At 21.5% G+C, this 5055-nt stretch carries 3 protein-coding genes; 2 read left to right on the top strand and 1 reads right to left on the bottom strand.

Annotated elements, in window-relative coordinates; genetic code table 11:
- Window positions 1–1103 precede the first annotated feature (1103 nt).
- On the bottom strand, window positions 1104–2075 hold the full coding sequence (locus Q0V09_RS07500) for a hypothetical protein (protein ID WP_297407332.1): 972 nt from the start codon (window positions 2073–2075) through the stop codon (window positions 1104–1106).
- A 317-nt stretch (window positions 2076–2392) separates the two neighbouring features.
- On the opposite strand from Q0V09_RS07500, the gene Q0V09_RS07495 reads away from it, so the two are divergent.
- Complete coding sequence (locus Q0V09_RS07495; RefSeq protein WP_297407334.1) at window positions 2393–3553, top strand: replication initiation protein; 1161 nt, start codon at window positions 2393–2395, stop codon at window positions 3551–3553.
- Window positions 3554–3688: 135 nt separating this feature from the next.
- Window positions 3689–4330: a DUF1493 family protein gene (locus Q0V09_RS07490; protein WP_297407336.1), complete on the top strand. Its 642-nt coding sequence runs from the start codon at window positions 3689–3691 to the stop codon at window positions 4328–4330.
- Window positions 4331–5055 lie beyond the last annotated feature (725 nt).

The raw sequence follows: 5055 nt of genomic DNA, 5'->3' as shown, positions 1-5055 counted from the left end.
ACGATTATGAGTATCTTTATGAAATGTATTTAAAAGAAAATGAAGTTCCTAATTTAAAATCTGTTAGGATTGGATTTGATAGAATGAATTCTACAAAATATAAAATTATTGAGTAGTTTTTAAGTAAATTTATAAAAAGATTAGGAGAGTTTTTTATGATGTTAACAAAATTAAAAATAAAAAAATTAGCTAGATTTCATATTATTATTTTTATAATATTATTTATTTTTGCATCAATTGAAAAAATAAATAATATTGCTTTTAATTTTTCAATATATAAACGAGCATTTTTTATTTATTTTATATTTGGGAATTTATTCTACACAATAATATTTAAATTTTTTTATAAACCTAAAAATTTAAATATTTTAAAAACAACTCCTGGGATTGAAAATAAAGTTTACTATTTTACATCTACCTTTACTTTTATTTTCTTGTTTTTTTTAGGAGTTTTAATTAAAAACATACTAGGACAAATGTTCTAGTATGTTTTTAATTTTCTTAACCAAGTTAATTTTGGTATGTCTTTTATATACACGTCTCCTCGTTTCTCTATTTTTGCTTTGCAAAGTCGAGTAAACTGACGTGCTAAGAGTAAAATTCAAGAGAAATATAAATATAGAGCCTTGTCCTATTTTAAGATCTGATAATATTTTGTAAATTTTTGTTGCAGACTAGATTGTTTGATTGTATTATTTTGTAACCTGATTATAGGTTCCCTAAATCGTATTATTTTATAAAAAAATATCAATCTCCCCAGATTGGTATTTTTTATTTTTTGAACTTTTGTTTTGAATATTAGAAAATTTAAGAATATTAATAATGCACGTATACCCGTTTCATTTTGTCCGTACAACAAGTTGAGGACAAAATGAAACGTTTTTTCGTGTTTTTATTTCTAATAAAAAAACTCTTGCGAGTATAAAAAAAGATAGAAACGATTAAGCTTCTATCTTTTTTTTATAAATAAAACTTTGTCGCCTTTGGCGAACGGATTAGTTACAATAAATAATATTTTATGTTTTGAATCCTCAAATTTTATTTATAAATAATTAGTGGCAGAGCCACGGTATAGGATATTTATTTACAACAAAACCCTTAATTTAATCTATTCTATCATTTCTTAATTTAGAAATATACTCCATACTTAAATCATAAAAATCATTTGGTAAGATATTATCATTTATTTCTTTAGTGAATTTATTTACTTTAGATGTACTGTAAGTTTCTTTATTTATAGTTTCTATATTCATAGAAACAAAACTGTTAGTTTCATTTAACTCAAAATTTTCTTCAATTTGATTATAAAATAATTGAATTTGATTATTTAAAGTTTGAATTTCTTGAGAGTTTAAATTTATTCCATTATCTCCATTTGATTCAAATATAACTTTATATTTAGTTATATTTGAATCTTCTAAAGATTCTTTAGCAGATATCAATAAAGGATTAGCAGTAATAAAACATGCTGTAATTGTTTTTATTTTAGAATTTAAACTTTTTGTAAATTCTAAAAAGTTAGTTGGATAAAATCCACCATAAAAAGGAGTTAAGATTGCTTCAAATTCAGGAATTTTTATTGCAGGAAACTTATTTGTTATATTAAATGCAATTGATTTTTCTATTATAGTTTTAAAACATTTTAAAAACTTAGAATCTCCAAAATTATCTTGTTTAAAAAATGAAATAGAATCATAAACACTACTATAAACAAAATGAGCTTTTAATTCTGTTTTTGATCTTCCTAAATGCTCTATTTCTGCTGATTTAGGATTTAATTTTACTGTAACAATTTCTTCATTTTTTATAATTATTCCTTGTAAAGCTAGTCCATCTTTTGAAGGTTCATTTCTAGATGGAGAATATATCGTTTCTGTTGTTATTGTTTTATTTTCTTTTTTAATTTCTTGCGATGTTTTACATTCAATTTTTTTATCATCTTCTAATGATTGATCTGTATTGATAAAGTCACAAGCTGCTTTTTTTATTAATATTAATTCTTCTTTTGATAAAGGTGCTTCTTTATTTTTTGATACAAATTCTAATTTTGAAAAATATACATTTATTTTTGACATATAAATCCTCCTAGTTTTTATTTTATTTTTATTTTTATTTTTAATTATATCATAACTTAAAAATGCTTTTTCTGTTTGTAATATTTTAATTAGTTTATAGTATTTACGTAAATAATAAATTATGACAAAGTATTGAAAACATTGGCTAAAATGAAGACTACTAAAATTTAAGGTGATAAAAATGATTCTAAAGGTGATAAAAATGATTCTAAAGGTGATAAAAATGATTCTAAAGGTGATAAAAATGATTCTAAAGGTGATAATTAAATATTTACAATATATCACTTATTGTGATATATTGTAAATGAGGTGATTTTATGATTAAAACAAAAGAAGATTTAGTAATTCATAAACCAAATCAATTGATAGAAATTGAAGGAGGATCATTAACTACTAACAATTTGTTAGCATATAATTATATTCTACATAAATTACAAAAGTATGGTAAAAATAATATTATTATAAGTGGATCTGATTTTTTTAGAGATTTAGAATTAAGTAAACATTATGATGAATTAATAAGTTATTTAGATTCTTTAAGAAAAATTAGTGTTGTTTCTAGAGATAAAAAAGGGAAACTATGGGGAGCATTTAATTTATTGTCTGCATTTAAAAGAATGGATGATAAGACCTTTTATGTGGAAATTCCTAATTTAATTTATGAGGCTTTATGTAAAAAAGAAGAACTTTACTATACGACCATAAAATTATTGGAACAAAAAGCTTTTAAATCTTTTTATACAATTATATTTTATGAAATTTTTAAAAAATATGAAAAAATAAATATACCTGAATTTACAATAGAAGAATTAAAAAAATTAACAGGAACAGAAGAAAAATATAAAGAATATAAATATTTTAAAAGAGATGTTTTAGAAAAATCAGTTAATGAATTAAATTTATTAAATAACAAATATGAATATGAATATTTAGAAGAAAGACTAGGAAGAAAAATATATAAAATTAAATTTATTAGACATACTAAAATTGGATCTCAAGATGATTATGAAATTTCACCTACATTAAATAATGCTATTATTAAAGCTAAAAAAAGTAGATATATAGAAGATTCTTACTCTCAAAAGGCAATGATAAAACTTATTAGCCAATTTGATGAAAAATATATAATAAAAGCACTAAAGGAAGCAGCAACTTATAATAGGACAATTAAAAATTTTAGTGCATTTATGACATCTAAAATTTCAGATATAATTAAATCAAGTAAAATAACTGAATTAACAAAGAGTGAAAAAGTCCCTTCTGATAGTCAAGTTATGAATACGGATAAAATTCCATCAGTAGAAATAATAAATATTAATAATTCTGTAAATAAAATCATTGAAATAACTCAAAAAGAATATGATACTTTATATCAAATTTATTTAAAAGAAAATGAAATGATAGATTTAAAACCTGCTAAAATTGCATTTAGACAAATGACTTTAAATAAATATAAAATAAAAACTACTCCTGAATAAAATAGAAATTAAGCTTGTTTGTTATCTATTAATCAAAATGCTAACCTGTATCCATTCAAAACGAAAATAAGGCTATTTAAAGCTGTGAGATGATTATATTTACTGACTTTTATATAATATTTAAGGAGATATTTTATGATTAGGAAAATGACAAAAAAAGAAATTTTAATGATAAAAGAATTAAAGCAAGAATCAAAAATACTTGAATATGAAAAAACATTAAATGAAATATATAATTCAATATTTAATGACTCTGACGATATTTTTTTAAATGATTTTTTAAAAGATATTCATATAGAAAAAAAAGAATTAAAAAGAAAAACATATTTGCCCAATATTCATCAGCCTATAAAAAGTGAATTAATGGATATTAAAAATACAAATGAATTTAAATTAGAAAAGTTAACGGAAAGATTTGAATTAAGATTAACTAAAATAGAAAAAGATATAATTAAGGCTCTTGGAGAGCTTTGTAAATACAATTCAGAAATAATTAACTTTCAAAAGATGTTGATTTCAAAAATTGATGACGTTAAACGCTCTAAAACCATCCTAAAACCTTCTGAAGAAAAAAGTGTTAAAAAGGATATGTCGGATAGTTCAAATAGTCTTAAAATTGATTTAGACGATTCTCAGAAGGTTTTAGTTGAAATATCAAAAGACGATTATGAGTATCTTTATGAAATGTATTTAAAAGAAAATGAAGTTCCTAATTTAAAATCTGTTAGGATTGGATTTGATAGAATGAATTCTACAAAATATAAAATTATTGAGTAGTTTTTAAGTAAATTTATAAAAAGATTAGGAGAGTTTTTTATGATGTTAACAAAATTAAAAATAAAAAAATTAGCTAGATTTCATATTATTATTTTTATAATATTATTTATTTTTGCATCAATTGAAAAAATAAATAATATTGCTTTTAATTTTTCAATATATAAACGAGCATTTTTTATTTATTTTATATTTGGGAATTTATTCTACACAATAATATTTAAATTTTTTTATAAACCTAAAAATTTAAATATTTTAAAAACAACTCCTGGGATTGAAAATAAAGTTTACTATTTTACATCTACCTTTACTTTTATTTTCTTGTTTTTTTTAGGAGTTTTAATTAAAAACATACTAGGACAAATGTTCTAGTATGTTTTTAATTTTCTTAACCAAGTTAATTTTGGTATGTCTTTTATATACACGTCTCCTCGTTTCTCTATTTTTGCTTTGCAAAGTCGAGTAAACTGACGTGCTAAGAGTAAAATTCAAGAGAAATATAAATATAGAGCCTTGTCCTATTTTAAGATCTGATAATATTTTGTAAATTTTTGTTGCAGACTAGATTGTTTGATTGTATTATTTTGTAACCTGATTATAGGTTCCCTAAATCGTATTATTTTATAAAAAAATATCAATCTCCCCAGATTGGTATTTTTTATTTTTTGAACTTTTGTTTTGAATATTAGAAAATTTAAGAATATTAATAATGCACGTATACCCGTTTC

The sequence above is a fragment of the uncultured Cetobacterium sp. genome (assembly GCF_947039425.1).
Taxonomy (GTDB): domain Bacteria; phylum Fusobacteriota; class Fusobacteriia; order Fusobacteriales; family Fusobacteriaceae; genus Cetobacterium_A.
This window is presented reverse-complemented; position numbering and strand designations above follow the sequence as displayed.

What these genes read in the sequence shown, in the direction of transcription:
- Q0V09_RS07490 (WP_297407336.1), top strand. Translation starts at nt 3,689, where the DNA reads ATGATTAGGAAAATGACAAAAAAAGAAATTTTAATGATAAAAGAATTA.
- Q0V09_RS07495 (WP_297407334.1), top strand. Translation starts at nt 2,393, where the DNA reads ATGATTAAAACAAAAGAAGATTTAGTAATTCATAAACCAAATCAATTG.
- Q0V09_RS07500 (WP_297407332.1), bottom strand. Translation starts at nt 2,075, where the DNA reads ATGTCAAAAATAAATGTATATTTTTCAAAATTAGAATTTGTATCAAAA.